This is a genomic window from Aerococcus sp. Group 1, assembly GCF_000193205.1.
Lineage (GTDB): Bacteria > Bacillota > Bacilli > Lactobacillales > Aerococcaceae > Aerococcus > Aerococcus urinae_A.
The window spans coordinates 1215861-1239297 of sequence record NC_015278.1 but is presented as its reverse complement, the minus strand read 5'-3'; the positions used below and the strand labels follow the sequence as shown (position 1 = coordinate 1239297).

The window sequence follows — 23437 nt, the reverse complement described above, 5'->3', positions numbered from 1 at the left end:
AGTGCATAAAAAAGGGCGACAAAAACCAGTGAGGCTCTATACTTACAAAAGCTAAGGATTTATCCTTGACCTTAGGGCTTAATTTTGCTAAACTACTCTTGTTGTATTTCTGTAAGCACCAGAACTGCAACCGCGCATCGATAAGTTGAAGAATCAAGTATGATTATTTGATCACTTATCTTGGCGAGTCTAAGTAATTATAAGGAGGTGCATTGCATGTACGCTGTTATTAAAACAGGTGGAAAGCAAATTAAAGTTGAGGAAGGTTCAGTAATCTTTGTTGAAAAATTAGATGCTGAAGCAGGAGATAAGGTAACCTTTGACGAAGTAGTCTTTGTTGGTGGTGAAAGTACTAAAATTGGTACACCATTAGTAGAAGGTGCCTCAGTTGAAGGAACTGTTGAAAAACAAGGTCGCGAAAAGAAAGTGACTACCTTCAAATACCGTCCTAAAAAAGACTCTCGTTCTAAACAAGGCCATCGTCAACCTTATACTAAAGTAACAATTGATTCAATTAAGGCTTAAGTATGATTCAAGCAAAGTTTAAATGTAAAGATGGAAGCTTTGTAAGTATGACAGTGCTAGGACACGCTTTATCAGGGGAATATGGTCATGATATAGTGTGTGCTGCGGTGTCAACTTTAACTTTTTCCCTGGTAAATAATTTGGAGCGTTTAACACAAGTTGCTCCAATTGTTGACTTAGATCCAGATGGGGGTTATCTCTATTGCGAAATTCCCGCTGACTTGGATGAAAGTCAGGCCAGGATTGCTCAAATCTTATTTAAAAGTTGCTATTATGCCTTAAAAGATGATGTTAGTGCCAGTCAACCTGACTATCTTCAGGTATCTTTAAATAAGTAAACAAAGGAGGAACCTAACATGTTAAAATTAGATTTACAATTTTTCGCCCACAAAAAAGGTGGCGGTTCCACAGCTAACGGCCGTGACTCACAAGCTAAACGTTTAGGAGCTAAACGGGCAGATGGCCAATTTGTAACTGGTGGATCAATTCTTTACCGTCAACGTGGTACCCATATTCATCCAGGTGTAAACGTTGGACGCGGTGGAGACGATACTTTATTCGCACTATGTGATGGTGTAGTTAAATTTGAACGTAAAGGTCGTAACAGCAAACAAGTTTCTGTATACCAAGAAGCTTAAGCAGACGACTTAAGAGGCTGAGACAGTTGTCACAGCCCTTTTTTTATTATATAGACATTTAAAAGGAGTCGATTATGGATACCGAAGGAATTAAAGCAGCCTTTACCTATTTGCATGAAGCGACCGAAAAAAGTGCTCAGGCCTTAGAGATGACCTATGTTGAAGCGATTCACGAAACATTACAGAACCTATTACTAGGATCAGCCCAGCAAATTAACGGAGCACCTGACGATCAAGTGATTAAGGAATTAAATAAGCTCTATCAAAAAAGTCAGTGGCAGGCTTTAGACCAGGAAGCCAAGCATAATATCATCCAATGGCTATTGATTGAAGGGGTAAAGAAGCAAGAAATACAGGCTAATTATCAAGCCACTCCTGATGCCATTGCCTTAATTATCGGCTACTTGGCCTTTCGCTTAGTTGAGTCTAATCAAAATTCGCTAGAAAAATCTATCAATCTTTTTGATCCCTGCTTTGGTACCGGTAATTTATGGTCACTGGTGGCGAAGACTTTTACGGACCAAGATTATCAAGTCCTTGGGGCCGGAGTTGATAATGATGACTTGATGCTATCTATTGGTGAAAAGGCCATGGCCTTACTTGGCTTAAGTCCAAAACTCACCCTTGCTGATGCTTTGGGAGATCTGTTGGTTGATCCCTGTCAGGTTATTATTGCTGATTTACCGATAGGCTATTATCCTCAAGACCAAGTCGCCCAGACTTTTAAGAGCGGGGCAAAATTTATTGAGGAAGGCTCCCATGCCTATGCCCATTATTTGTTAATTGAGCAGGGGATTCATTATTTAGAGGACAATGCTTGGGGTTTGTTCTTAGTCCCTAAATCTACTTTAACCGATCCAACGCTACCGCAATTGATGCAAGGGATAAATGAAACAGCTTATTTGCAAGCCTTTATTAATTTACCCCAAAGTCTTTTTCAAAATGAGTTTTCTCAAAAAAGTATCCTGATTGTTCAAAAACAAGGAGACCGGGCCAAGCAAAGTGACCAGGTCCTTATTGGTAACATTCCTGATTTTAAAGCAGTTGACGACATGAAACAATTTACTTCACAATTTAACGATTGGTTAGACAAGCATATCGTTAATGGGGAATAATATATAAAAAAGCTCAGTCTATCTTTTACTACGTCGCAGTAAAAGAGACTGAGCTTTTTGTTAATCTTCTTGGAATTGGGCGCTATACAAGCCGTAATAGAAGCCTCGTTTTTCCATTAGACTTTCATGGTTACCTTTTTCAATAATTCTTCCTTGGTCCATAACAATAATTTGATCAGCATCCTGAATCGTACTTAAACGGTGAGCAATCACAAAACTGGTTCGTCCTTTAAGTAATTTTTCGGTTGCTTTCTGAATTAATTCTTCAGTGCGTGTGTCAATACTTGAGGTCGCTTCATCTAAGATTAAGATATCTGGTGTGGCTACTAGGGCACGGGCAATCGTAATGAGCTGTCTTTGCCCCTGAGAAATATTTGAAGCATCTTCATTAATGATGGTGTCGTAGCCATCAGGCAATTTCCGAACAAAGTCATCGACATGGGCAGTTTTAGCTGCAGCATAAACTTCTTCCTCTGAAACAGATTGGTTATGATCACCGTATGCGATATTATCATAAATACTTCCGTTAAATAGCCAGGTATCTTGTAAGACCATGCCCATTTGTTTACTAACATCCTCGCGGGAATAGTCACGAATATCTTTACCATCAATTTTAATACTGCCTTTATCGACGTCGTAGAAACGTTCTAATAAGTTAATTAGAGTCGTTTTACCAGCACCAGTAGGGCCAACGATAGCAATAGTTTCGCCCTCATTAACATCCAAATTATAATCTTTTAAAGTGTAATGGTCGTCATCATAACCAAAATAAACATTGTCAAAGATTACTTTTTTATCAGTGTCAATAACGGAGTAGTCGCTATGGGTTACTTCCATTTCCTCCAGATCTAGGAATTCAAATACCCGTTCTGCGGAAGCTAGGGTACTTTGAATTTGGTTAACGATAGTAGCAAGGTTAGAAATGGGTTGGTAAAGTTGTGGGTTGTATTGCAAGAGGGCTTGGACGTCCCCGAGTGGTAGACGACCTTGTAAAATATCTATCCCCCCGACAAAAGCAATGAGGACGTAATCTAAATTACGGATAAAGTTAACCATGGGATAGAGAAAACCAGAAAAGAATTCTGCCCGTTGTGAGGTTTTATAATAAGCATCGGTTTCTTCTTCAAATAGATCGCGCTTATGGCCTTGTTGGTTGAAAGCACGAATTTCAATTTGACCATTATAGTCTTCCTCAATATGGTCATTAATGCTTCCTTGAATTCTTTGCCGGTCAGCAAAGAGTCTTTGAGTTATTGGTGTGATGCGGCTGACTAGGAAAACAGCAAATAGAACAGTTAATATCATAAGCCCCCCAATTTTGGGACTGATCATGAGGATCATCGTTACTACACCAATTAATTGGGTGATACTCATAATGGTCTGAGCGATATTTTGTTGCAGGGTACGGGCAATATTTTCAATATCATTAATAGCCCGACTCAAAATTTCACCGGTCGATAAATGATCAATGGTACTAATTGGAAGCTTGTTCAATTTATCTCGCATGGCTTGGCGGAGATTAGCAATTGTTCCCTGTACGGCATGTGAAAGTAAATAATTTTGGAAGTAACGGCCAATACTAGTGGCGATATATAAGGCAGCGACCACTAGAAGCACACGGAAAATCCCGGTAAAGTCAATCTTATAGCCCATTTGTCCATTCATTTCTTGTAGGCCTTGGCTGACCCCTTCAGCAATCAAGGTCGTTGCTTGTCCTAAAATTTTAGGCGCAACGGTTTCGGCTATCGTTGCTGCCACCGAAAGGATTACAACCGCAATGAATGATTTTTGATAGTGACCGAAAAATTTAAAAAGACGTTTAAGGGCTTTGCTAGTTGATTTTGGTGTACGTCTTCCCATTATTCACTCACCTCCTTGAGTTGTGATGACACAATAGAAGCATATAAAGGCGAAGTTTCCATTAAAGTATCATGGTTACCTAAACCAGCCACACTCCCATTGTCTTCTAAGACTAAAATTTTATCAGCTTCCCTAATTGTAGAGACCTTTTGCGAAATAATAAGGGTAATTTTATTCTTGGCGTACTGACTCAGTGCCTGTCTTAGGTTGACATCTGTTTTAGCATCTAAGGCAGAAAAGGAGTCATCAAAGATTAAAATAGCCGCATCCTTCATCAGGGCTCTGGCGATGCAGAGACGTTGCTTTTGTCCTCCTGAGAAATTTGAACCGCGTTGCTCGACCCGGTAGTCAATGCCATCGGGTAAGTTTGACACAAAGTCAGCAGCTTGAGCAATCTTTAAGTTTTGCCAAATTTCTTCATCACTAGCCTGCTCCTTACCAAATTCTAAGTTAGATCGGATATTTCCTTTAAAAAGGTTGGCCTTTTGAGGAACGTAGGCGATATAGTCACGTAGAGCATCAAGATTATAACTTTCAATTTTTTCGCCATTAATCTTGATGTCGCCACTAGAACGTTCATAGAAGCGCAGGATGAGGTTAGCAATTGTTGATTTTCCCGAACCTGTCCCGCCAATGATTCCTAAGGTTTCCCCAGCTTTGATAGAGAAATTAATATCGGTTAAAACATTAGATTCTGCCCCTTGATAGCTGTAATTGACATGGTCAAAATCTAGTCTAGCTTGCCGCTTAGGGTAAAAAGTCTTGCCACCATCAGCAGGGGAATGAATTTTTTCGGGAGCATCGAGGACTTGGTTAATCCGTTCAGCTGAAACTTGGGCTCTTGGGATGAGAACAAACATCATGCCGATAAAGGCAAAGGATATTCCCATAATGGATGTATAGGAAACAAAGGAAAGAATAACTCCAATGCTGAGTTGTTGGTTGGCGACTAAATGCCCCCCGAACCAGTTAATATAAATCGTGGTTAGGTTCAAAATTAAGAGTAGGGCAGGGAGTAGGAAAGCTAAGCGAATTTGGGCGCCAACAGCCGTTTGCCGATAGTCTTCATTGGCCTTAGCAAAGCGCTTGGATTCATAGTCACTCTTATTAAAGGCGCGAATGACGCGAATACCAGTTAGTCCCTCTCTAAAGATAAGGTTCATATTGTCCACCTTGGCTTGCATGGCGCGGAATAAGGGGGAGGCGAAATAGAGGACTAAGGCTAAAGAGATAATAACTAGGGGAATGGTAACCAGATAGGTTTGACTAAGTAAGGCGCTTGCTCGGTAGGCCATCACTAAGCTAGCAATAAGCATAGCCGGAGCCAATAGAAACATTCGTAAGACCATCATTGTGGTCAATTCAATTTGCATAATGTCACTTGAGCTCCGAGTAATCAGAGAGGCACCACCAAAATGATCGTAAGTGTCTTTCGATAAGCGTTGTACTTTAGCGTAGATGGTATCTCGTAAATCTTTTCCCAGTCCTTGTGAGGCTTGTGAAGCAAACCAGATATTTGCTAGGGCAGAACTAACAATGATTAGGGTGACACCTAGCATCTGGATAGCAATTCGGCTAATGGCTGAAAAATCGCCAGGAACAATCCCTTGGTTAACTAGGCCAGCGGTGAAAGTTGGTAAGACTAACTCAGCAAGCCCTTGGGCAAATGCAAAGAAGATACTAAGCAAGATTAAGTGTATGGGGATGCGTTTTAATATTTTTAACATAGGCGACTCCTTTCTTATTTTTGTTCTTGTAAATTATTGTGAATACGTTTGAGTAATTCTTGGATTTCTTTTTTTCATTTAAGGATAAATTGTTAGTCACAATTTCTTCAAGTTGGTCAAAAATGAATTGGATTTCTTTAGCCAGTTTTTCTCCCTGTGGCGTTAAGAACAGGTATTTCTTTTGTTCATTCCCAGAAATTTGTTTGCGATAAAGATAACCTTTATTTTCCAGACTAGTTACAATATTACTGGTCGTAGCATGGGGTTTATCCAAATATTCTGCAAGCTCTTTTTGGATGAGCTGGGGATGGAGATGGATATAGTAAAGACTCTTGGCTTGAATGATATTTAGATTAGCTTTTTTAACCTGTTTGTCGATATAGCTTTTTTCTAAAGTCGCTACCTGAAAGAGTAGCGTACTTAGGTGGTCTTTGACAAACTCCATAGTAACTCCTTTCTAAGCATTTTATTTTTGAAAATGTCCATTTATCCATGATAATCATTTTTACTTGTATTTACAAGTAAAGCGCTTAGGCCTTTAAAATTCGGTAAAATAAGCCGATTAATCTAGAATGACTTGGCAAGATTTAAGGAGAGATAAAGGAATTGTTTCTTGGTTCATCAGAAAATACTCGTGGTCCAGGCTGTGTATATAACCATGTAGTAATCGATAGTGGCCATCTGAGTCGACTTCATTCAAAACAATGATGCAGGGGAGTTGACTATTCAAGGCCAGAAAAAGTTTCTGGCGGAGTTCGGTCAAAGTCATTTGCTGGCTAGTCATGGCCAGGGGATGGACTCTACCGTAATTTTTTTGCCTTGACCTTAAGGCTTCTCGGTGTTCAGATAGGAACATGCTCTGCCATTTGATCATGGATCGATAGGCATGGGGAAATTTTTTGTGTTTCGTTTGCTCGGGCATAGAATCATTTCCTTATATTAGCTAGTAAATAATCATATCGTACTATCTCTTAATATAAGAACATATGTTCTGATTGTCAACTGTTCCAACCAATGAGCAGGTACTGATTTATTGTTTGCCAAATATTGTCTAAAGCTAATAATCTCGATTTAAATTGTGCTATACTATGAGGAAAAATATCCAGCTGATAAAAAATGACTGATCTTCTAGCTTAGCAGATAAGTCTACCCTTAGCAATGCTGGCAATTTTGTTAATGAGTGAAGCGAGGCTTAAGGCAAGTCAAAATTAATTGATTTTCGCTCTACTAATTTGATACTTAGGTGAATATTAAGGAGACAGTTATGAATTTTGAAAGCTATACCCACTATGGGCACAATATTGGACGGAATATGTCAATTAATCGTTATGGACACGCTGGAAAGCCCTTTTTGGTCTTTCCCTCTTCAGGTGGGTCTCATAATGAATATGCTGATTTCGGGATGATTGAGGCCTGCCAAGCTTGGATTGATAATGGTAAGGTGCAATTCTTTACTTTATCATCCTATGATGATCAGAGCTGGTTATCCAATAAATCAGGTCACGACATGGCTTTAGCCCAACAGGCTTATGATCGTTATTTTATTGAAGAAGCTCTTCCCTTAATTAAGCATGTTTCGAATTGGATGGACCCCATGGGCGCAACCGGTTGCAGTATGGGAGCCTATCATGCCATTAATACTTTTTTAAACCACCCAGATGTAATTGATACTGTGATTGCTCTAAGTGGAGTATATGATGTTCGTTATTTCATGAAAGGCTACCAGGATGATTTCGAAATTTACCATAACTCACCAGTCGATTTCCTTTGGGGGCAAAATGATCCTTGGTTTATTGACCATTACCGCCAAGGCGATATCATTGTATGTACAGGACTCGGCCCCTGGGAAGAAGATGGTCTATCAAGCTTTTATAGCCTAAAAGCGGCCTTTGAATGTAAACAAATCCCTGCTTGGTTTGATACTTGGGGAGAAGATGTGGCCCATGATTGGCCATGGTGGCGCAAACAAATGCCATATTTTCTGCAAGTTTTGTATCCCCTGTGATAAAGACACTTAATAGTGGAGAAACAAACGGCATTTAGAACGGACGTTAATGCTATCAATAATAATTGGCTAACTAGTCTCTTATAGACAATGGTCTTTACTTATCAAAATTGTTTTTTTGTGCTAGTATAAGATAATTAAATACCCATTTTATATAAGGAGGAAATTGAGTAAATTATGAAGGCTGCTTTTATCATTGATAGTACGGCATCACTTCCCGATAATATGAAGAATTTGCCCAATGTCATGGAAGTGGAATTATCGGTACGTTTTCCTGATGGGGAGGTCTTTGGTGACACGACAGATATTGCGGAAAGCAAGCGCTTTTACAACAAATTGGAGACCAGTGAGGACCTCCCAAGCTCTTCGCAACCTCAACCTGTAGAATTTTACCGGGTCTGTGACCGGCTAGTGGAAGAAGGCTATGACACAGTTTTTGGTATTTTCCTTTCCTCTAAAATAAGCGGGACCTTACAGACTGCCCATATGATTTTAGAGGAGTATGCTGAACACTTTAATTCTTATATTATCGACTCTAAGGGAACTTCTATCCAAATGCTTCACATCTTAAAAGAGGGAATGGCAATGGTAGAAGAGGGGCGGCAGCCTGAAGCTATAGCGGAAGAAATGCAATGGATTGCTGATAACTCCCGTGTCTATGTCATGTTAAAAGACTTGAAAAATATTGTTAAAGGCGGACGAGCAACTTCCTTTCAAGCAGCCTTGTCTACCATGCTAAGAGTATTTGTTATTCTATACTTCAATGAAGCAGGTGAAGTGGTTTTATTTGATAAGGTTAGAACCAAACGTAAGGTGATCAAGCGCTATATTGAACTCGTTCAAGAGGCAAAAGATCGCTACCCTGCAGGGCTAAAATTAGCTTTTGCTCATGGTAATGCCCCTGAGGAAGTCAAAGAATTTGAACAAGCAATTTTAGCTGAATTCCCTGATTTAGATTATATGACGACTTATTTGACCCCTGTTTTAGGGACCCATGGAGGCCAAGGATGTATTGGCATGGGAACGCTAGCATGTCGTCGCCCACAAGGAGAATAATAAACAGAGAGCCTGAGTCTATAATCTCGGCTCTTTTTTTATATAATTGGATCACTTAATAATTACAGTTATTAAGGCTATATGATATTTGCTGTTAATAGGCTTTTTCTTTTGCAGAAAAGGATAATAAAAGTTCTTGACAGAAGAGTGACAATTAAGTTATGATATATGGGTAGTCAAATTTAGCGGTCATGGCGGAATCGGCAGACGCGCTACCTTGAGGGGGTAGTGGGAGTAATTCCCGTGGAGGTTCAAGTCCTCTTGGCCGCATAAAATATTTTAGAAACAGGCCAAAAGGCTTATAGAAGTAAATGAATGAGCGGTTCTAAGGACCGCTTTTTTATTACTTTCTATTCCGCTTTAGTACCTATTTACCGTATTTAGCTTCCAAACACCTGCCAGTAGCTTATATGTTAGATTACGCTTTTTTAAATACTTGAAAAGAAAATATAAGAACTGAGTCAAAGAAATTAAGTTTAGCCTAGTAAAGTGTTTGAATAGCAGCTTTACTTTGAAAATCTTAGTGAGATAGGGTAAGATTAAAGCATATATAGATGTAGCAAATATAGAAGGGATGGAAGCAATGAAAGTTGATCATACTTGTGTGCGGGTGAAGGATTTTGAAGCCTCGATTGCTTTTTATCAAGAAGCTTTCGGATTTGAAGTGGTTGATAAAAAGGATTTTCCGGATAATGAATTTACCTTATGTTATATGGCCTTACCAGGCTCCAGCTGGCGCTTAGAATTAACCTATAATTATGACAGTGATGGTTATGATCTTGGTAATGGCTATGGTCATATTGGTTTATTAGTTGATGATGTTAAAGCTATTCATGACCAACATGAAGAAAAAGGGTACGAACTGACTGATATTTCTGGCTTACCCGGAATGGATCCTTTCTACTATTTTGTAACTGATCCTGATGGGTATAAAATTGAAGTGATTCAGGATGGAGTCTTATAGACGATTTAAATAAATTCCTTGTTTAATAGGATACTCTATGATAGACTTATTTCATGCGATGAATCGACATCAACATGGCATAAGATAAGTCCATGTAGTGTTATAGAGAGTACACGGTTTATTGTTTAAACCACTACAGGAAGTAGGTACTTGGTTAATGAGTGATGTGAACACTGATTAACCCTTAGTCTAGGGAAGGCGAGGAGATTTCTCCTCGCCTTTTTTGTATAGAAAGATAGGGGTGAGATAGATGTCTAATCAAGAATTAAGTTTAAAAAATATTGAAGACAATATGTATTTCTTTAATAAAGGAAAACATTATCATGCTTATCGCTTCTTAGGAGCCCATAAAATGGCTTCATCTTCTCAAGACGGTTATCGCTTTACCACTTGGGCTCCCCAGGCCAAATCAGTGGCGATTGAAGGTGATTTTAACCAGTGGCAGCCGCAAGCGCTAGAACGAGTCGGAGAAACTGGTGCTTGGACAACAGTTATTAAGGAAGCTTCTGAGTGGGATTTATACAAATTTGTCATTGAAGGGCGGGATGGCTTGGTTAAAGAAAAACAAGACCCTTTTGCCTTTGCTAGTGAAGTTCCACCTAAAACTGCCTCAGTCATCCAGAATCCCACGAGTTATAGCTGGAATGATGAAAAATGGCTCCAGACCAGGCGACAACAAAATATTTATCAGAGCCCGATTAATATCTATGAAGTCCATCAGTCCTCTTGGCAACGCCATGCAGATGGTAGGGCTTATAGTTTCGATGATTTACGCAAGGAGTTAATTCCTTATGTTAAGAAAATGGGTTATACCCACATTGAATTTATGCCTCTGACCGAACATCCACTTGAAGCCTCATGGGGTTACCAAGTCAGTGGTTATTACTCCATTGCTGGCCGTTATGGGCATGACTTTGATCCGCTAAAACGTTTTGTGGATGCAGCTCATCAAGCAGGAATTGGAGTCATCATGGATTGGGTACCTGGTCATTTTGTGATTAATGATGATGCCATGGCTAACTTTGACGGTGGGCCGACTTTTGAATATAGTGATCCCAGGCGAGCTAAGAACATTCGTTGGGGGACCCTGAATTTTGACTTAGGAAAAAATCAAGTCCAAAGTTTTCTCATATCCAATGCTGTCTATTGGCTCGAAGAATTTCATTTTGATGGCTTACGGGTGGACGCGGTGTCTAACATGCTTTATCTTGACTACGATGATGGGGACTGGACACCTAATATTTATGGGAATAATGTCAATTTAGAGGGGGTCGATTTTATACGCCGCTTGAATAAAGAAATTTTCCTGCGTGACCCCTCATATTTAATGATTGCTGAGGAAAGTACTGCTTGGCCAGGAGTCACCCAGTCGATTGACCAAGGTGGTCTTGGCTTCAATTTCAAGTGGAATATGGGCTGGATGAATGATACTCTCAAATTCTTTAAGCTTGACCCACTCTCGCGCTCCTATAATTATCGGTTAATTACCTTCACCTTCATGTATATGTTTGATGAAAACTTTATTCTGCCTTTTTCCCATGATGAAGTCGTCCATGGAAAAGAATCTTTACTAGGAAAGATGCCAGGGGATAACCGTTACCGTCAATTTGCTAATTTGCGGTTAATGGAAGGTTATCGGATGGTATATCCCGGAAAAAATTAAGTTTTATGGGCAATGAAATTGGTCAATTTTTAGAATGGCGTTTCTATGAAGGCTTAGAATGGGAGACCTTGTCCAGGGAATATAATTTGGAATTTCAAGATTACATTTCCACATTAAATCAGTTATACTTAAGTAAGAAAGCGCTTCATCACTATGATTTATCAGCTAAAGGCATCATTTTTCTTGAGGCAGATAATCCTGATGAAAGCATTGTGGCTTTCATCCGCAAAGGGGAAGAATTAAGCGATTGTGTCATCTGTATATTTAATTTTACTCCAGTTGAACGCCACAATTATCGATTGGGTGTGCCTTTGCCAGGCAGTTACCGAATACTATTAAATAGTGAAATGAAAGAATTTGGCGGTAACTGGCTCTACCAGAAAGAGGTCTTCCAGACCGAAGACAAAGCACATCAAAAACAAAACTATTCAATTGAACTTGTTCTGCCGAGTCTATCGCTTTTACTACTAGTACCAGACACCATTGATGAAGAAGCCTTGGTCAAATCGCAAGCAAAAGCAGCCAAAGGCAATAGTCAGCAAACAAGTAATCATTAAGTAAATTCAATGCCTAGGCCGTACAATGCTGTAGAAGGCTGGGAAATAATTTTTATTTCAGAGAGGAGGGACGAGAGTAATCTCGTAATCTATGAAAAGTGAAATGTTAGCTATGATTTTAGCTGGTGGTAAAGGGACTCGTTTAGGGAAACTCACTCAAGATATCGCTAAACCTGCTGTCCCTTTTGGGGGGAAATACCGTATCATTGATTTTCCCTTAAGTAATTGTGCGAATTCAGGTATTACGACAGTAGGAGTGATGACTCAGTATGAACCACTCGTTTTAAATGACCATATTGGTAATGGAGCACCTTGGGGGCTGGATGTTAGTGATGGCGGGGCAGCTGTTTTACAGCCTTACTCAAGTAGTGAAGGAGAAAAATGGTTTAAGGGAACAGCCAATGCGATTTATCAAAATGTAGCCTTCGTCGATTCACATCAACCTAAATATGTCCTCATCCTGTCTGGTGACCATATTTATAAAATGAATTATGAAGCCATGCTTCAAGAGCATATAAAGAACGAAGCTGATTGTACAGTAGGAGTCATCCCCGTTCCAATGGAAGAAGCTTCCCGTTTTGGCATTATGAATACGGATGAGGCCGGCCGCATTGTTGAATTTGAAGAGAAACCGGCTGAGCCTAAAAGTAATTTAGCTTCCATGGGGATTTATATTTTTAATTGGGAATTATTACGCCAATATTTGGTAAATGACCCTGAGGAAATGGAAGACTTTGGCCATGATGTTATTCCTACTTATCTTGAAAACCAAGAAAGACTTTACGCCTATTCCTTCCATGGTTACTGGAAGGATGTTGGGACCATCGACAGTCTTTGGGAAGCTAATATGGAATTCTTAGAGCCTAACCATCCGCTGAATATTCGAGAAGATACCTGGCCCATCTTTTCGAAAGTTGCGTTTGCCCCTCCACAATTCATGTCAGGAGAAAGTCATGTCGAAGATTCAATGATTTGTGATGGAACAATTAATCGTGGAAGCATTAAAAATTCTGTCATTTCTCAAAATGTCACAATTGGCAAGGGAAGTCTGATTGAAAATAGTGTGATTATGTCAGGAGCAAAAATTGGCCAGAATGTAGAAATTAAGTATGCGATTCTGGGTGAAAATGCTGAAGTGATGGATAATACACGCTTTGTTGGTGAAGTACATGATATTCAGGTGGCTGGATATGAAGAAATAATAGGGGGTAGTGAGCATGGTTCAAAATAAAGTTTGCGCAATATTAAACTTAACTGAAAATGATAACGATCTTTACCCATTGACTAAGCAACGTCCTATTGCCATGTTACCTTTTGCTTGCCGTTACCGCTTATTAGACTTTGCTCTATCTAGTATCACTTACGCTAATATGCGTTCGGCAGCCCTCTTTATCGGCCGATCAGGTCGTTCTGTCTATGATCATATCCGTAGCGGGAAACCTTGGGACTTGGACACTTATCGGGGTGGCATATTTACTTTCTCACAAATGGAGCATAAACAAGCGCTTTATGAAGCAGCTAGTCGCCGTGGCGATTTTTATGATGACCATGAGACATTTATTAATCGTTCGCATGCGGATTATGTTTATGTTGCCGGATCGCGTGTCTTAGCCAATGTGGTTATTAGTAATTTAATTGAAGCCCTAGAAGATTCTGACGCTGATATTGCCCGCCTATATGCCCGTGTTCCTCGTGAAATGATAGAATATCATCCCAATGAGCGGTTGGTTAGCCTGGATGAAGCAGGCTATATTAATGATTTACAAGTTGAGGGGGTTACCCCAATTGAAAGTGATACCGTCCTATATGATATGAACATGTCCATCGTACCAACTAAAATCATGTTAGAAATTATCGAAAAGGCAGAAAGCCAAGACATCAATCAAAACCTTGATGACATTTTGATCCAATTCCTTCCAGATTATAAGACGGTTGGGGTTGAACATCATGGCTATATTGCTAATATCGATTCGATCAATGCTTACTACCAAGCAAGTATGGATATGTTAGAGGCAGAAGCTTATACCGAGCTCTTTCAAAACAAACAGAGTATCTATACCAAGGGACACAATGGGGTTCCAACATTTTACGCTAAAGGAGCTGACGTTAAGCATTCCCAATTAGCCACGGGCTGTGAAATTTTTGGAAAGGTATTCCATTCCCAACTATTTCGTAAGGTGGTGGTGGAGGCTGAAGCTGAAGTTAGTCACTCTATTATCCTGCAAGGCTGTAAAATTGGTAAAGGGGCTAAGGTTTCCTACGCTATTTTGGATAAGAATGTGACCGTTGAACCAGGAGCAGTTATTGAAGGAAAACCTGACGATTTAATTGTTATTGGTAAGCATGAAGTTATCAAGAGATCTGACTTCTAAACTTTTTTGTCAGGTGATTGGAAGAGTTAGAAAAGAGGACATGATGAAGGTTTTATTTGTTTCTGCAGAAGCAGCTCCTTTTTTTAAATCAGGGGGGCTGGGGGATGTTTCCTATGCCCTACCTAAGGAATTACAGCGCCAGGGGGTAGATATTCGTGTCGTCCTCCCTTATTACACGCTCATGCCAGAAAAATATAAAGAAGATGTCACCGATTTAATGCACTTTACTGTCGACATGGGTAAGAAGACAGCCTATGTTGGTATTAAATATTTACAATTAGAAGGGCTAAGCTATTATTTTGTCGATAATTTAGATTATTTTGATCGTGATTCTCTCTATGGTTATGGTGATGATGAAGAACGTTTTGCCTTTTTCTCCCTAGCAGTTATTGAAATGATGGAGAAAATTGATTTTATTCCTAACGTCATTCATGTCAATGACTGGCAAAGCGCCATGATTCCAGCACTCTTAGTTGATCGCTATCATTGGGTAGAAGCCTATAAGAATATTCGCAAGGTATTAACCATTCATAACTTGCGCTTTCAAGGCTGGACGGACCGAGAAAATTTAAAAAATTATTTCAATACCACTGATAGCCTCTTTCATGATAAGGGTGTGAGACAAAATAACCGGGTCAATTATTTAAAGGGAGGAATCAATTTTAGTGATATTGTCACTACTGTTAGCCCTAGCTATGCTCGGGAGATCCAAACCCCTGAATTTGGGGAAGCTTTAGACGGAACGCTTCGAGCTAATGCTTTTAAAATTCGCGGGATAATCAATGGCATTGATTATGATTTGAATAATCCGGAAACAGACCCTGCCTTAGCCAAAAACTATAGCATGGATACAGTGCGTGATGGGAAGGCAGCCAATAAGGCCTTCTTACAGGAACGGGTGGGCTTAGCAGTTGATCCTGACCGGCCGCTTCTTGCCGTGGTGAGCCGCTTAACCGACCAAAAGGGCATGCAATTATTAGAAGCTAAGGCTGAAGAATTATTGCACACCACTTCTGCCCAATTCCTCATTTTAGGGACAGGTGATCAGCGTTTCGAGCACTCCTTCCGTTACTTTGAAGACCAATATAAGGGACGATTTTGTGCCTATATTGACTTTGATACCCAATTAGCTCAACAAATTTATGCCGGAAGTGACCTCTTCCTGATGCCGAGTGCCTTTGAACCTTGTGGGCTTTCGCAAATGATTTCAATGCGTTATGGCACTTTGCCCCTGGTTCATGAAACAGGAGGCTTAAAGGATACGGTTATTCCTTATAATCAGTTTACCGGAGAAGGCAATGGCTTTAGTTTTAAACGTTTTGATGCGGGGGATTTTTCCAACATGGTCCACTATGCACTCGGCGTTTACTACAACCAAAAAGAAGCCTGGCATTATCTGATTCAACATGCGATGACTCGCGATTTCCGCTGGGAAAAACCAGCTAAGGACTATTTAACGATTTACCAGCAACTCCTTAATGAGTAGCGAGAAAAGCAATACAAAACAAAAAGGCCAAATTCAAGCTGTTCACTCGAATTGGCCTTTTTCTTATCTATGATTAAGGAGTTCTTGCCAGCTCTCGAAATCACTATGTTGACGGACGAATTGGTTCATCAAATAGGAATCTCCCTCGTTTAATTGATCAGCGGCTTGTAGAGGAAGTGGCGCCTGTAATGAAAACTCTTCAAAGCTATCAAAAGAGGTATACTTTCTAATAAAATCTTGGCTTAAATAAATACTTGCTTTCTCCTCAGCTTGGTCTTCGGTTTGATCTTCCTGACGCGGGTTAGCCGGTTGGATTAAACGGTCAAATAAGTCGTCGATACTTTCCATTTCCTCTTTTTTAAAGCGAAATCCCATTGCATTCCTTACCTCCTTAAGAATAAAGTAATTTTTAGATCATTATCATTATACGCAAAGTTTGCTAAGATAAATAGAGAAATTATGATGAAAGGTTGATAAAGCAAATGGCTGGACTATTATTTTATGGACACTCAGTTTTAGCGAAATTTCCCTTCGCTCAGATTGGAAATGTAAAAATTGATAACCGGGCCGTGAGCGGCAGCATTGCCGAAGAAGGTTACGATATGCTAATCAAAAATAATGATTTAAGTGAAGATTATGATACCATTTTATTAATGTACGGGATTAATGAATTATGGCAGGGCTTAGGTATCGAGAATCCGACCTACTGGATCGAAAAGAATATCGAATATTTTAACAAGCATTATCCTGAGTCTCAACTGATCTTATCCCTAGTGATGCGAAATCTTAGGGAAGATCCTTCAGTCTCCAATGTGCTCATTGATCGTTTAAATGATGAGTTAAGACAATTTGATAATAAATATTCATTAACTTATTGGGATTGGCAAGGATTTTACGACGTAAATAATTATTGCCGACCTGAGCTAACTATCGAGGGGGTCCACCTGACTCAAGCTGGCTACCAGCTGTTGGCAGAAGGCATAGAGAAAACCATAAGAAGAGGAGCTAAGTAATGACCAAAACACTCTCCAAACGACTGAAAGGAATCGCAAATTACGTTGAAAAGGGAAGTTTTGTAGCAGATATTGGTTCAGACCACGCCCATATTCCGATTTATTTACTAGACCAAGGCCTGATTATTGGTGCTATTTGTAGTGAAGTCGCTCAAGGGCCTTATGAGCGGATGTGTCAAGCCGTGCTTGATAAGCACTATGGCGATTTAGTATCATGCCGCTTGGGCAATGGTTTAGCTACCTTAAAAAAGAAGACCCAGTCGATACGGTTATAATCGCAGGTATGGGGGGCAAGCTCATTCATGAAATTTTACTTGCTGGCGAGGAAATTTTGACGCAATTAGACTATCCCAAGCTAATTTTACAGGCAAATATCGATGAATACCTTTTGCGCCAATGGTTATTGGAACAGGGCTATAAAATTATAGGAGAAGATATTTTAGAAGACGCAGGAAAAATTTATGAAATTATAGCAGCCGAATATGTCGGAAAGGCTCCTGGTCTCAGTGACAGCCAAATTTACCTAGGACTTTATACCCAGGCTAGCAATCCAGCTATTTTTAGAAAAAAATGGACCCGACGTCAGCATAAGATAGAAAGTATTCTCCAACAAATGAAAGGGGAAGCACTTAGTGAAAGGCGTCAGCAATTTAGTCAACAGTTAGCAATGATCAAACAAGCTTTGGAGGGTGAAAGTGATGACCAATAAAGTAACCGTTAGTGACCTTGTCCAGTATTTTGAAAATCGTTTTCCCACTGCCTATGCGCTTGAAGGCGACCCGATTGGCTTACATTTTGGGTCTTTAGATCAAGAGGTTAAGCGGGTTTTAGTGACTCTAGATGTCCGTCCGGAAGTGGTTGAGGAGGCCATAGCGAAACAAGTTGACTTTATATTTTCCCACCATCCGGTAATATTTAGGCCAGCAAAGCGCCTCAGCGAGGATGACCCCCAACAAGCCATGTATGCCAAATTGATTAGGCACCAAATCGCCGTCTACAGTGCTCATACTAATCTTGATAGTAGTCAACCAGGAATGAATGATTGGTTAGCTGAACGTTATGGGATAGACAATGCTGAGGTTTTCGCCGCTCATTACCAGGAAAAAAATTACCGCCTGGTTACTTTTTTACCTAAGGAGAGCTTGCCTGCCTTCAAAGAGGCGCTTAGTGCCTATCCTCTTTCTGTTATTGGAAATTACCAGGATTGTTTTTTTCAATGGACTGGTCAAGGGAGTTTTATTCCTGTAGATGGAGCGCAACCAAGAATCGGTGAAGTGGATCAAAAAACTGAGCTTGAGGAAATCGCCCTGTCCTTAACTGTCAAGGAAAGGGAAAAAGAGAAAGTTTGTGACCTGGTAAAAAATACCATCCCTATGAAGAACCAGTCGTTGAAATCTATGAGAAGAATAATGATTATCATAGTATCGGAATGGGAAGAATAGGGGAATTAAAAGAGAAAATTCCATTTAAAGATTATGTGGAGAAAATTAAGGCAGTTTCTCACTTAGAAGGCATTCGCTTTGTGACTAGGGATGACAAGGCTCTCGTTCGTCGGGTAGCCGTATTAGGTGGGGCAGGTTCATCCTATTATCAAGCAGCCAAGGCAGCCGGGGCGGATGTTTTTATTACGGCTGATGCGGATTACCATACTGCCCATGATATCTATGAAAGTGGCCTGAGTCTAATTGACCCCGGTCACCATATGGAAGCTATTTGTATTCCCTATGTCCTAGACGAGTTGACCCAGTGGAGCCAAACCAATCATTTGGGGCTGGCTGTCTTCCCTTCAGTGGTCAACACTGATCCTTTTCATTTCTTGTAGAAGTCTATTAAAGGAAGGTTAGCATGCGTTTACAAATCACACGTATTTTAGAAACTAAGGATAATCGTGAGGACACATTGAGAGATATGGCAAGCTTTTTAGCGGCTGATTCAAGTCACCGGGTCTTTTATTTAGTTCCCGAACATATGAAGTTTGATATGGAGAAAATTATTCTTGATAATATCCAAACTTATAAAAGTAAGCCTGCTAGTGATGATGGGGTTGCTATGATGCGTTTACAGGTCTTTTCTTTTAAACGACTGGCCTGGTATTTTTTAGAACAAAACCAAGAGCCCATCCAATCAGGACTAGATGATATTGGCCTAATGATGCTGATCAAGCAAATCTTAAATGACTTGCAGGAAGATTTACTTATCTTTCGTCGCGAAAGTAGCTATATTGGGTTTCAAGAACAATTAACCCAATTGTTTAAGGAATTTGACCAGGGGAATATCAGTAGTCGTCGTTTAATTGAAATCTACCATACAGTAGAGGCAGAGGCGGATGGCCAAGATCCCCTATTAGACAACCAATTAGACAAATTAAGAGAACTTATTCTTATCTACCAAAGCTTTGAAAGCAAGTTATCGGATCAAATTCTTACTGAACAGGCTCTTTACAAACAATTAAAGCATTATCTGACGACGACCGATTTATCTCAGGTTAGAATAGTCGTTGATGGTTTTTATCGTTTTACTGCTAATGAGTTTGATATTCTTGGCGACTTATTGGCAGCTTGTGATCAGGTAGAAGTGATATTAACTCTGGATAGTCAGAAGATGCTGAAGAGTGAATTTCAAGGACAAGATTTATTTAGTTTGAGCCGTCAAAGCTATAATAAGCTAGTCCAATTAGCAAAATCTATCGATTGTTCCCTAATGTTTGACCGTGTGGGTAAGATTAATGAAAAGTTTGATCCAGGCTTTTACTTACTTGACCAGACCCTAGTCAAGGACTGGTCAAATGAAAAGGCGGCTTACGCTACTATTTCCAAAGAAGAGCAAGACCAAGTAAAAAATCTGATCCAAGTGTGGTCCTGTCAAACCCCCTATATTGAAGCAGAACAAGTGGCTAACCAAATTTATCATTTAGTCAGTTGTCAAGCCTATCGTTATCAGGATATCCAAATTTTGACTAGGGACTTTGACCAGGTAAGAGAACAGCTTTTGCCTTATTTAAAGATGAATAATATTCCCTTTTTCCTTGACGATAGTGAATCCATGGCAGACCATCCCTTGTTCTTGTTCATTGATGCGCTTATTCGCATTTACCGTTATGATTGGCGCTATGAGGATATCTTTAATCTGTTACGAACTGAACTGTTATTGCCCTTGCATGATTCTGAAGATCCCTGGTCTGAAGTTGAAAGCTTTCGTCACGAGGTCGATCTCACAGAAAACGTTGTGCTACAAAATGGCTATGAGGGTAAACAATGGTGGCAAAAAGGGGTCACTTGGTCATATTTAAGGGTGGATGATTACGGGCAAGTGGTTGCCAGTGAATCAGATCAAAAAACTCAGGAAATTGCTAATCAAGTCAAAGCCTTTCTTGCTGAAGCCTTGGATGGCCTTTTTACAGCTTTTGACCAGATAAGTAATAACCATGAAGCCTTGGTCGCACTCTATCAATTTTTAGTCCACTATCAGATTCCTGAACAATTAATGCTTTGGGCTCAAAATAATGCCCTAAATAACCGCTTGGATGAGGGACGACACCACGAACAAGCTTGGCAAGCCTTTATCAAAGTGCTTGACCAGTATGACCGTTTATTTAAGGAGCAAAGCTTTAAAATTCAAGATTTTCAAGAAGTTTTAGCCAGTGCCTTTAACCAGACAAAATATAATATGGTTCCCCCAACTTTGGATTCGGTAACGATTCGGGGAATTGACAGTCAACGTTCAGAACATAAAAAGGTAACTTTTGTTATGGCCTTGACTAAGTCTAATTTACCTAAGGCTTATCAAAATTATAGCCTACTGACGGATGAAGATCGTGAGGTTTTAAATCACTATTTTAACGTCAATGAAGGCTTGAATCTAAGTAGCCAAGTCAAGACAAATAACGAAAAATTTATTGCCTATAAACTCTTTTTATCTGCTAGCGAGCGCTTATATTTATCTTTTTCCTATAATCAACTAGGGGATAAAACGACAGATATTTCTCCCTATTTAGCTTACTTAATTGACCGCTTTGACCTCGAAGTTTGGGATAAAAAATCACTAGCCTTGCCAGTGTCTGAGAAAGACTCTCTAGTCTTTGGAAATTGGCGTAGTCAATTACATTACTTGATCCAAGTTTATCAAGGCAATAAAAGTCAACAATTGACGGTTTCAGATCGATGGGAAGCACTTAAAGAAGCTCTGAGCCAAGAGACTAAGAGTCGGGACTATACCCTCAGAGTACTCCAGGGACTAAGCCACCAAAATAAAGTGGTCAATTTAAGTTCAGAGGAAGCAAAGGCCCTATACGGATCACAACTAGCGGTATCCGTCTCAAGCTTAGAATTGTATAATAAGGATCCTTTTTCCTACTTTTTACAGTATGGCTTAAAGTTAAGAGAGCGGCCCATCTTTAAAATTGATGAGCGCCTGACAGGAAGTTATTTCCACCGGGTACTGCAAGAATATTATGATCTAAAGAAACAGTCGGATTACTCCTTTGATGAACTATTTTCTCATGCGCTCAACACCACGTTAAAGGATCCAACCTATGATATTTTTTCGGCCAACCAGTTCTATAATTACCAATTAAAACAATTAAACTTTAACCTTAATCGTTTTATCAAACAATTTGATATAAAAATGAATAAGACCAAGTGGCATAACTATGCTAATGAAGCAAGTTTTGGGATGAAGGTGGATCAACCCTATTCCTTTAATCTTTCTAATCAGACTAGGGTTCACCTGCGGGGGATTATTGACCGCATTGATACTTTTAATTGGCAGTTTAAGGGGCAAGATTACATAGTTAGTCAAGTCACTGATTATAAATCAGGGGCAAGGGCTATCAGTCTTGGAGATATTTTCCAAGGGACTAATATCCAGTTATATACGTATTTATTAGTCTGTTTGGAAAAATTTCAAGACCAAAATCCCGATAAAAAGATTATTCCATTTGGAGCCTTTTACCAAAAGGTGAGTGCTCCTTTGAAAAAGATTGAAAATCAAAGCGAATATGCTGAGATGATGGAAAAAAATGCTAGGGGTACTGTCGATTTAAGTCAGGAATTAAAAAGCAATGAATATTTCCTAGCTAGCCAGCAACTACTCGAGGACATTATGAAAGAGGGCTACGATGGGGAAGACTTGTATGCTTATGGACTGAAAAAAGACGGTGATTTTGATAAGAATAGGTCGCGAAAAATACTGACCTTAAAAGAATTCCAAGCCTTATTAGACTACATAAAAGAAATTATTTATATTAGTTCTGAAAATATCATGAGTGGTGATATTCAATTACGTCCCCTGGAAGATGAAAAATATCTTCCCTCGACGACAGCCTATAAAAGTATTGCTCAGTTTGATTTAACCGAGCCAGGCAAACACTATCGTGACCGATTAAAGCTCTCTAAGGATACCTTTTTCCAAATGATCGCCAATGAATTAAATGAGACAAGTGAGGAGGAAGAATAAGGGTGGAAATACCAATTAAACCGCAAAATGCAACTTATACGGACCAACAATGGTCTGCCATTCATTTAAACCAGCATAATTTATTACTTTCGGCCTCAGCTGGCTCAGGGAAAACCCGGGTATTGGTTGAGAGAATTATTAATCAAGTGAAAAGTGGTCGGAAGTTATCCGAACTCTTAGTGGTTACCTTTACAGAATTAGCTGCTAAGGAAATGAAAGAACGTATTGAGAAAAGCCTAAAAGATGAAATTAACCGTGAGCTAGATAGTCAAAAAAGATTTCATCTCCAAAAGGAAGTTCAAGCTCTACCCCAAGCGAATATCTCGACCATTGATGCCTTTTGTCGGCAAGTGATCAATCGCTACTATTATCTAATTGATCTAGACCCCAAATTTCGCCTAGTGACCGATGAGACGGAATGGTTACTTTTTTATGAGAAAGTTTGGAAAAAGTTAAAAGAAGACCTTTTAGATAGTGAAAGTGATATTTATGGCGATTATCATGATGAATTTGTGATCCTCAGCAATAATTATTCAGATGGCCGGCAAGCCAGTGATGAAAAGCTTAGCCAGTTAATTTTTGATTTGTATAATAAGGCACGGTCTCACGCCAATCCCAAAGGCTGGCTCCAAGAAACCTTAAGGTATTATCAGACTGATGAGACTTATTCAAAAAGCAATTTTTACCGTCAGGAGTTGGTCCCTTATTTATCTCAGCTACTGGAAAATCGCTATATCAAAGCCTTTACTGCCTATGAAGAAAGTATTCCCAGTCAAGGTCTAGCAGGAGATGAAAGCGGCGAAGGCATTCAGAAATTAATTGCCGGTATCCAAGAACAGAAGCAGTTTTTTATCCATTTAAAAGACCTGCTAGAAAATAAGGACTATCAAGCAACCTATGAGTATTTTAACAACCGGCCCAAATTTGCTTTTATTAACTACAAGGTTAAAGCCAAGTCTCCAGCTATGGATCAAAAAAGGCCCTAAGATCTGCTTATAGCCA

General features: G+C 39.6%; 22 protein-coding genes, 1 tRNA gene, 1 pseudogene and 1 other annotated feature. Of the genes and pseudogenes, 19 read left to right on the top strand and 5 right to left on the bottom strand.

What is annotated here, in order from left to right:
* Positions 1–118 precede the first annotated feature (118 nt).
* Positions 119–201: a sequence feature (ribosomal protein L21 leader region), on the top strand.
* 15 nt (positions 202–216) lie between these two features.
* The 4 genes from rplU to HMPREF9243_RS05715 all read left to right on the top strand — a co-directional run bounded on the left by rplU (position 217) and on the right by HMPREF9243_RS05715 (position 2278).
* Positions 217–525, top strand: a complete 309-nt coding sequence (gene rplU / locus HMPREF9243_RS05730; protein ID WP_013668659.1) for a 50S ribosomal protein L21 — start codon at positions 217–219, stop codon at positions 523–525.
* Positions 526–527: 2 nt separating this feature from the next.
* A complete protein-coding gene (locus tag HMPREF9243_RS05725) occupies positions 528–863 on the top strand; it encodes a ribosomal-processing cysteine protease Prp (protein ID WP_013668755.1) in 336 nt (111 codons plus the stop codon).
* 18 nt (positions 864–881) lie between these two features.
* Positions 882–1163: a 50S ribosomal protein L27 gene (gene rpmA, locus HMPREF9243_RS05720; RefSeq protein WP_013669098.1), complete on the top strand. Its 282-nt coding sequence runs from the start codon at positions 882–884 to the stop codon at positions 1161–1163.
* A gap of 74 nt (positions 1164–1237) precedes the next feature.
* On the top strand, positions 1238–2278 hold the full coding sequence (locus HMPREF9243_RS05715; protein WP_013669791.1) for a class I SAM-dependent methyltransferase: 1041 nt from the start codon (positions 1238–1240) through the stop codon (positions 2276–2278).
* A gap of 60 nt (positions 2279–2338) precedes the next feature.
* Here HMPREF9243_RS05715 and HMPREF9243_RS05710 read toward each other — a convergent pair whose 3' ends face one another.
* From HMPREF9243_RS05710 to HMPREF9243_RS05695, 4 genes are all read right to left on the bottom strand, one after another.
* Positions 2339–4138, bottom strand: a complete 1800-nt coding sequence (locus tag HMPREF9243_RS05710) for an ABC transporter ATP-binding protein (RefSeq protein ID WP_013669068.1) — start codon at positions 4136–4138, stop codon at positions 2339–2341.
* Positions 4138–5865, bottom strand: a complete 1728-nt coding sequence (locus tag HMPREF9243_RS05705) for an ABC transporter ATP-binding protein (RefSeq protein WP_013669119.1) — start codon at positions 5863–5865, stop codon at positions 4138–4140. Before HMPREF9243_RS05705 ends, HMPREF9243_RS05710 begins: the two co-directional genes overlap by 1 nt.
* Complete coding sequence (locus HMPREF9243_RS05700; RefSeq protein WP_013670114.1) at positions 5819–6310, bottom strand: MarR family winged helix-turn-helix transcriptional regulator; 492 nt, start codon at positions 6308–6310, stop codon at positions 5819–5821. Before HMPREF9243_RS05700 ends, HMPREF9243_RS05705 begins: the two co-directional genes overlap by 47 nt.
* Before the next feature lie 117 nt (positions 6311–6427).
* Complete coding sequence (locus HMPREF9243_RS05695; protein WP_013669729.1) at positions 6428–6787, bottom strand: hypothetical protein; 360 nt, start codon at positions 6785–6787, stop codon at positions 6428–6430.
* Positions 6788–7129: 342 nt separating this feature from the next.
* Here HMPREF9243_RS05695 and HMPREF9243_RS05690 point away from each other — a divergent pair, with 342 nt between their 5' ends.
* The 9 genes from HMPREF9243_RS05690 (at position 7130) to glgA (ending at position 15968) form a co-directional block, all read left to right on the top strand.
* Positions 7130–7870, top strand: coding sequence for an esterase family protein (locus HMPREF9243_RS05690; RefSeq protein ID WP_013669099.1), 741 nt, complete (start codon positions 7130–7132; stop codon positions 7868–7870).
* 177 nt (positions 7871–8047) lie between these two features.
* Positions 8048–8926, top strand: coding sequence for a DegV family protein (locus HMPREF9243_RS05685; protein WP_013668804.1), 879 nt, complete (start codon positions 8048–8050; stop codon positions 8924–8926).
* A 185-nt stretch (positions 8927–9111) separates the two neighbouring features.
* A tRNA-Leu gene (locus HMPREF9243_RS05680) sits at positions 9112–9196 on the top strand.
* Between the two features lie 313 nt (positions 9197–9509).
* The gene (locus tag HMPREF9243_RS05675; RefSeq protein WP_013669778.1) at positions 9510–9890 is read left to right on the top strand and encodes a VOC family protein; all 381 of its coding nucleotides are present in this window, start codon (positions 9510–9512) and stop codon (positions 9888–9890) included.
* A 250-nt stretch (positions 9891–10140) separates the two neighbouring features.
* A complete protein-coding gene (gene glgB / locus HMPREF9243_RS05670; RefSeq protein WP_315861755.1) occupies positions 10141–11553 on the top strand; it encodes a 1,4-alpha-glucan branching protein GlgB in 1413 nt (470 codons plus the stop codon).
* A gap of 5 nt (positions 11554–11558) precedes the next feature.
* Complete coding sequence (locus HMPREF9243_RS10960) at positions 11559–12110, top strand: alpha amylase C-terminal domain-containing protein (RefSeq protein WP_315861754.1); 552 nt, start codon at positions 11559–11561, stop codon at positions 12108–12110.
* A 91-nt stretch (positions 12111–12201) separates the two neighbouring features.
* Positions 12202–13341, top strand: a complete 1140-nt coding sequence (locus tag HMPREF9243_RS05665; RefSeq protein ID WP_013669045.1) for a glucose-1-phosphate adenylyltransferase — start codon at positions 12202–12204, stop codon at positions 13339–13341.
* Positions 13328–14482, top strand: coding sequence for a glucose-1-phosphate adenylyltransferase subunit GlgD (gene glgD / locus HMPREF9243_RS05660; protein ID WP_013669814.1), 1155 nt, complete (start codon positions 13328–13330; stop codon positions 14480–14482). The genes HMPREF9243_RS05665 and glgD overlap by 14 nt, the downstream gene beginning before the upstream one ends.
* Positions 14483–14525: 43 nt before the next feature.
* Positions 14526–15968: a glycogen synthase GlgA gene (gene glgA, locus HMPREF9243_RS05655; protein ID WP_013669282.1), complete on the top strand. Its 1443-nt coding sequence runs from the start codon at positions 14526–14528 to the stop codon at positions 15966–15968.
* Between the two features lie 63 nt (positions 15969–16031).
* Here glgA and HMPREF9243_RS05650 read toward each other — a convergent pair whose 3' ends face one another.
* Complete coding sequence (locus HMPREF9243_RS05650) at positions 16032–16343, bottom strand: hypothetical protein (RefSeq protein WP_013670035.1); 312 nt, start codon at positions 16341–16343, stop codon at positions 16032–16034.
* 107 nt (positions 16344–16450) lie between these two features.
* Here HMPREF9243_RS05650 and HMPREF9243_RS05645 point away from each other — a divergent pair, with 107 nt between their 5' ends.
* The 6 genes and pseudogenes from HMPREF9243_RS05645 (at position 16451) to HMPREF9243_RS05625 (ending at position 23421) form a co-directional block, all read left to right on the top strand.
* A complete protein-coding gene (locus tag HMPREF9243_RS05645) occupies positions 16451–16981 on the top strand; it encodes a GDSL-type esterase/lipase family protein (RefSeq protein ID WP_013669344.1) in 531 nt (176 codons plus the stop codon).
* A pseudogene (locus HMPREF9243_RS09940) lies at positions 16981–17690 on the top strand (tRNA (adenine(22)-N(1))-methyltransferase). The gene HMPREF9243_RS05645 and the pseudogene HMPREF9243_RS09940 overlap by 1 nt, the downstream one beginning before the upstream one ends.
* Positions 17680–18423: a Nif3-like dinuclear metal center hexameric protein gene (locus HMPREF9243_RS05635; RefSeq protein WP_049776763.1), complete on the top strand. Its 744-nt coding sequence runs from the start codon at positions 17680–17682 to the stop codon at positions 18421–18423. The pseudogene HMPREF9243_RS09940 and the gene HMPREF9243_RS05635 overlap by 11 nt, the downstream one beginning before the upstream one ends.
* On the top strand, positions 18411–18803 hold the full coding sequence (locus HMPREF9243_RS09935) for a Nif3-like dinuclear metal center hexameric protein (protein WP_049776762.1): 393 nt from the start codon (positions 18411–18413) through the stop codon (positions 18801–18803). The genes HMPREF9243_RS05635 and HMPREF9243_RS09935 overlap by 13 nt, the downstream gene beginning before the upstream one ends.
* Positions 18804–18826: 23 nt before the next feature.
* Positions 18827–22435, top strand: a complete 3609-nt coding sequence (locus tag HMPREF9243_RS05630; protein WP_013668664.1) for a PD-(D/E)XK nuclease family protein — start codon at positions 18827–18829, stop codon at positions 22433–22435.
* 2 nt (positions 22436–22437) lie between these two features.
* A complete protein-coding gene (locus tag HMPREF9243_RS05625) occupies positions 22438–23421 on the top strand; it encodes a UvrD-helicase domain-containing protein (protein WP_041706121.1) in 984 nt (327 codons plus the stop codon).
* Positions 23422–23437 lie beyond the last annotated feature (16 nt).

Coding starts and splice junctions, on each gene's coding strand:
- HMPREF9243_RS05675 (WP_013669778.1), top strand. CDS start 9,510: ATGAAAGTTGATCATACTTGTGTGCGGGTGAAGGATTTTGAAGCCTCG.
- HMPREF9243_RS05715 (WP_013669791.1), top strand. CDS start 1,238: ATGGATACCGAAGGAATTAAAGCAGCCTTTACCTATTTGCATGAAGCG.
- HMPREF9243_RS05630 (WP_013668664.1), top strand. CDS start 18,827: ATGCGTTTACAAATCACACGTATTTTAGAAACTAAGGATAATCGTGAG.
- HMPREF9243_RS05710 (WP_013669068.1), bottom strand. CDS start 4,138: ATGGGAAGACGTACACCAAAATCAACTAGCAAAGCCCTTAAACGTCTT.
- HMPREF9243_RS05690 (WP_013669099.1), top strand. CDS start 7,130: ATGAATTTTGAAAGCTATACCCACTATGGGCACAATATTGGACGGAAT.
- HMPREF9243_RS05665 (WP_013669045.1), top strand. CDS start 12,202: ATGAAAAGTGAAATGTTAGCTATGATTTTAGCTGGTGGTAAAGGGACT.
- HMPREF9243_RS05645 (WP_013669344.1), top strand. CDS start 16,451: ATGGCTGGACTATTATTTTATGGACACTCAGTTTTAGCGAAATTTCCC.
- glgB (WP_315861755.1), top strand. CDS start 10,141: ATGTCTAATCAAGAATTAAGTTTAAAAAATATTGAAGACAATATGTAT.
- glgD (WP_013669814.1), top strand. CDS start 13,328: ATGGTTCAAAATAAAGTTTGCGCAATATTAAACTTAACTGAAAATGAT.
- HMPREF9243_RS05650 (WP_013670035.1), bottom strand. CDS start 16,343: ATGGGATTTCGCTTTAAAAAAGAGGAAATGGAAAGTATCGACGACTTA.
- HMPREF9243_RS09935 (WP_049776762.1), top strand. CDS start 18,411: ATGGGAAGAATAGGGGAATTAAAAGAGAAAATTCCATTTAAAGATTAT.
- HMPREF9243_RS10960 (WP_315861754.1), top strand. CDS start 11,559: ATGGGCAATGAAATTGGTCAATTTTTAGAATGGCGTTTCTATGAAGGC.
- HMPREF9243_RS05705 (WP_013669119.1), bottom strand. CDS start 5,865: ATGTTAAAAATATTAAAACGCATCCCCATACACTTAATCTTGCTTAGT.
- rplU (WP_013668659.1), top strand. CDS start 217: ATGTACGCTGTTATTAAAACAGGTGGAAAGCAAATTAAAGTTGAGGAA.
- HMPREF9243_RS05685 (WP_013668804.1), top strand. CDS start 8,048: ATGAAGGCTGCTTTTATCATTGATAGTACGGCATCACTTCCCGATAAT.
- glgA (WP_013669282.1), top strand. CDS start 14,526: ATGAAGGTTTTATTTGTTTCTGCAGAAGCAGCTCCTTTTTTTAAATCA.
- rpmA (WP_013669098.1), top strand. CDS start 882: ATGTTAAAATTAGATTTACAATTTTTCGCCCACAAAAAAGGTGGCGGT.
- HMPREF9243_RS05700 (WP_013670114.1), bottom strand. CDS start 6,310: ATGGAGTTTGTCAAAGACCACCTAAGTACGCTACTCTTTCAGGTAGCG.
- HMPREF9243_RS05695 (WP_013669729.1), bottom strand. CDS start 6,787: ATGCCCGAGCAAACGAAACACAAAAAATTTCCCCATGCCTATCGATCC.
- HMPREF9243_RS05725 (WP_013668755.1), top strand. CDS start 528: ATGATTCAAGCAAAGTTTAAATGTAAAGATGGAAGCTTTGTAAGTATG.
- HMPREF9243_RS05635 (WP_049776763.1), top strand. CDS start 17,680: ATGACCAATAAAGTAACCGTTAGTGACCTTGTCCAGTATTTTGAAAAT.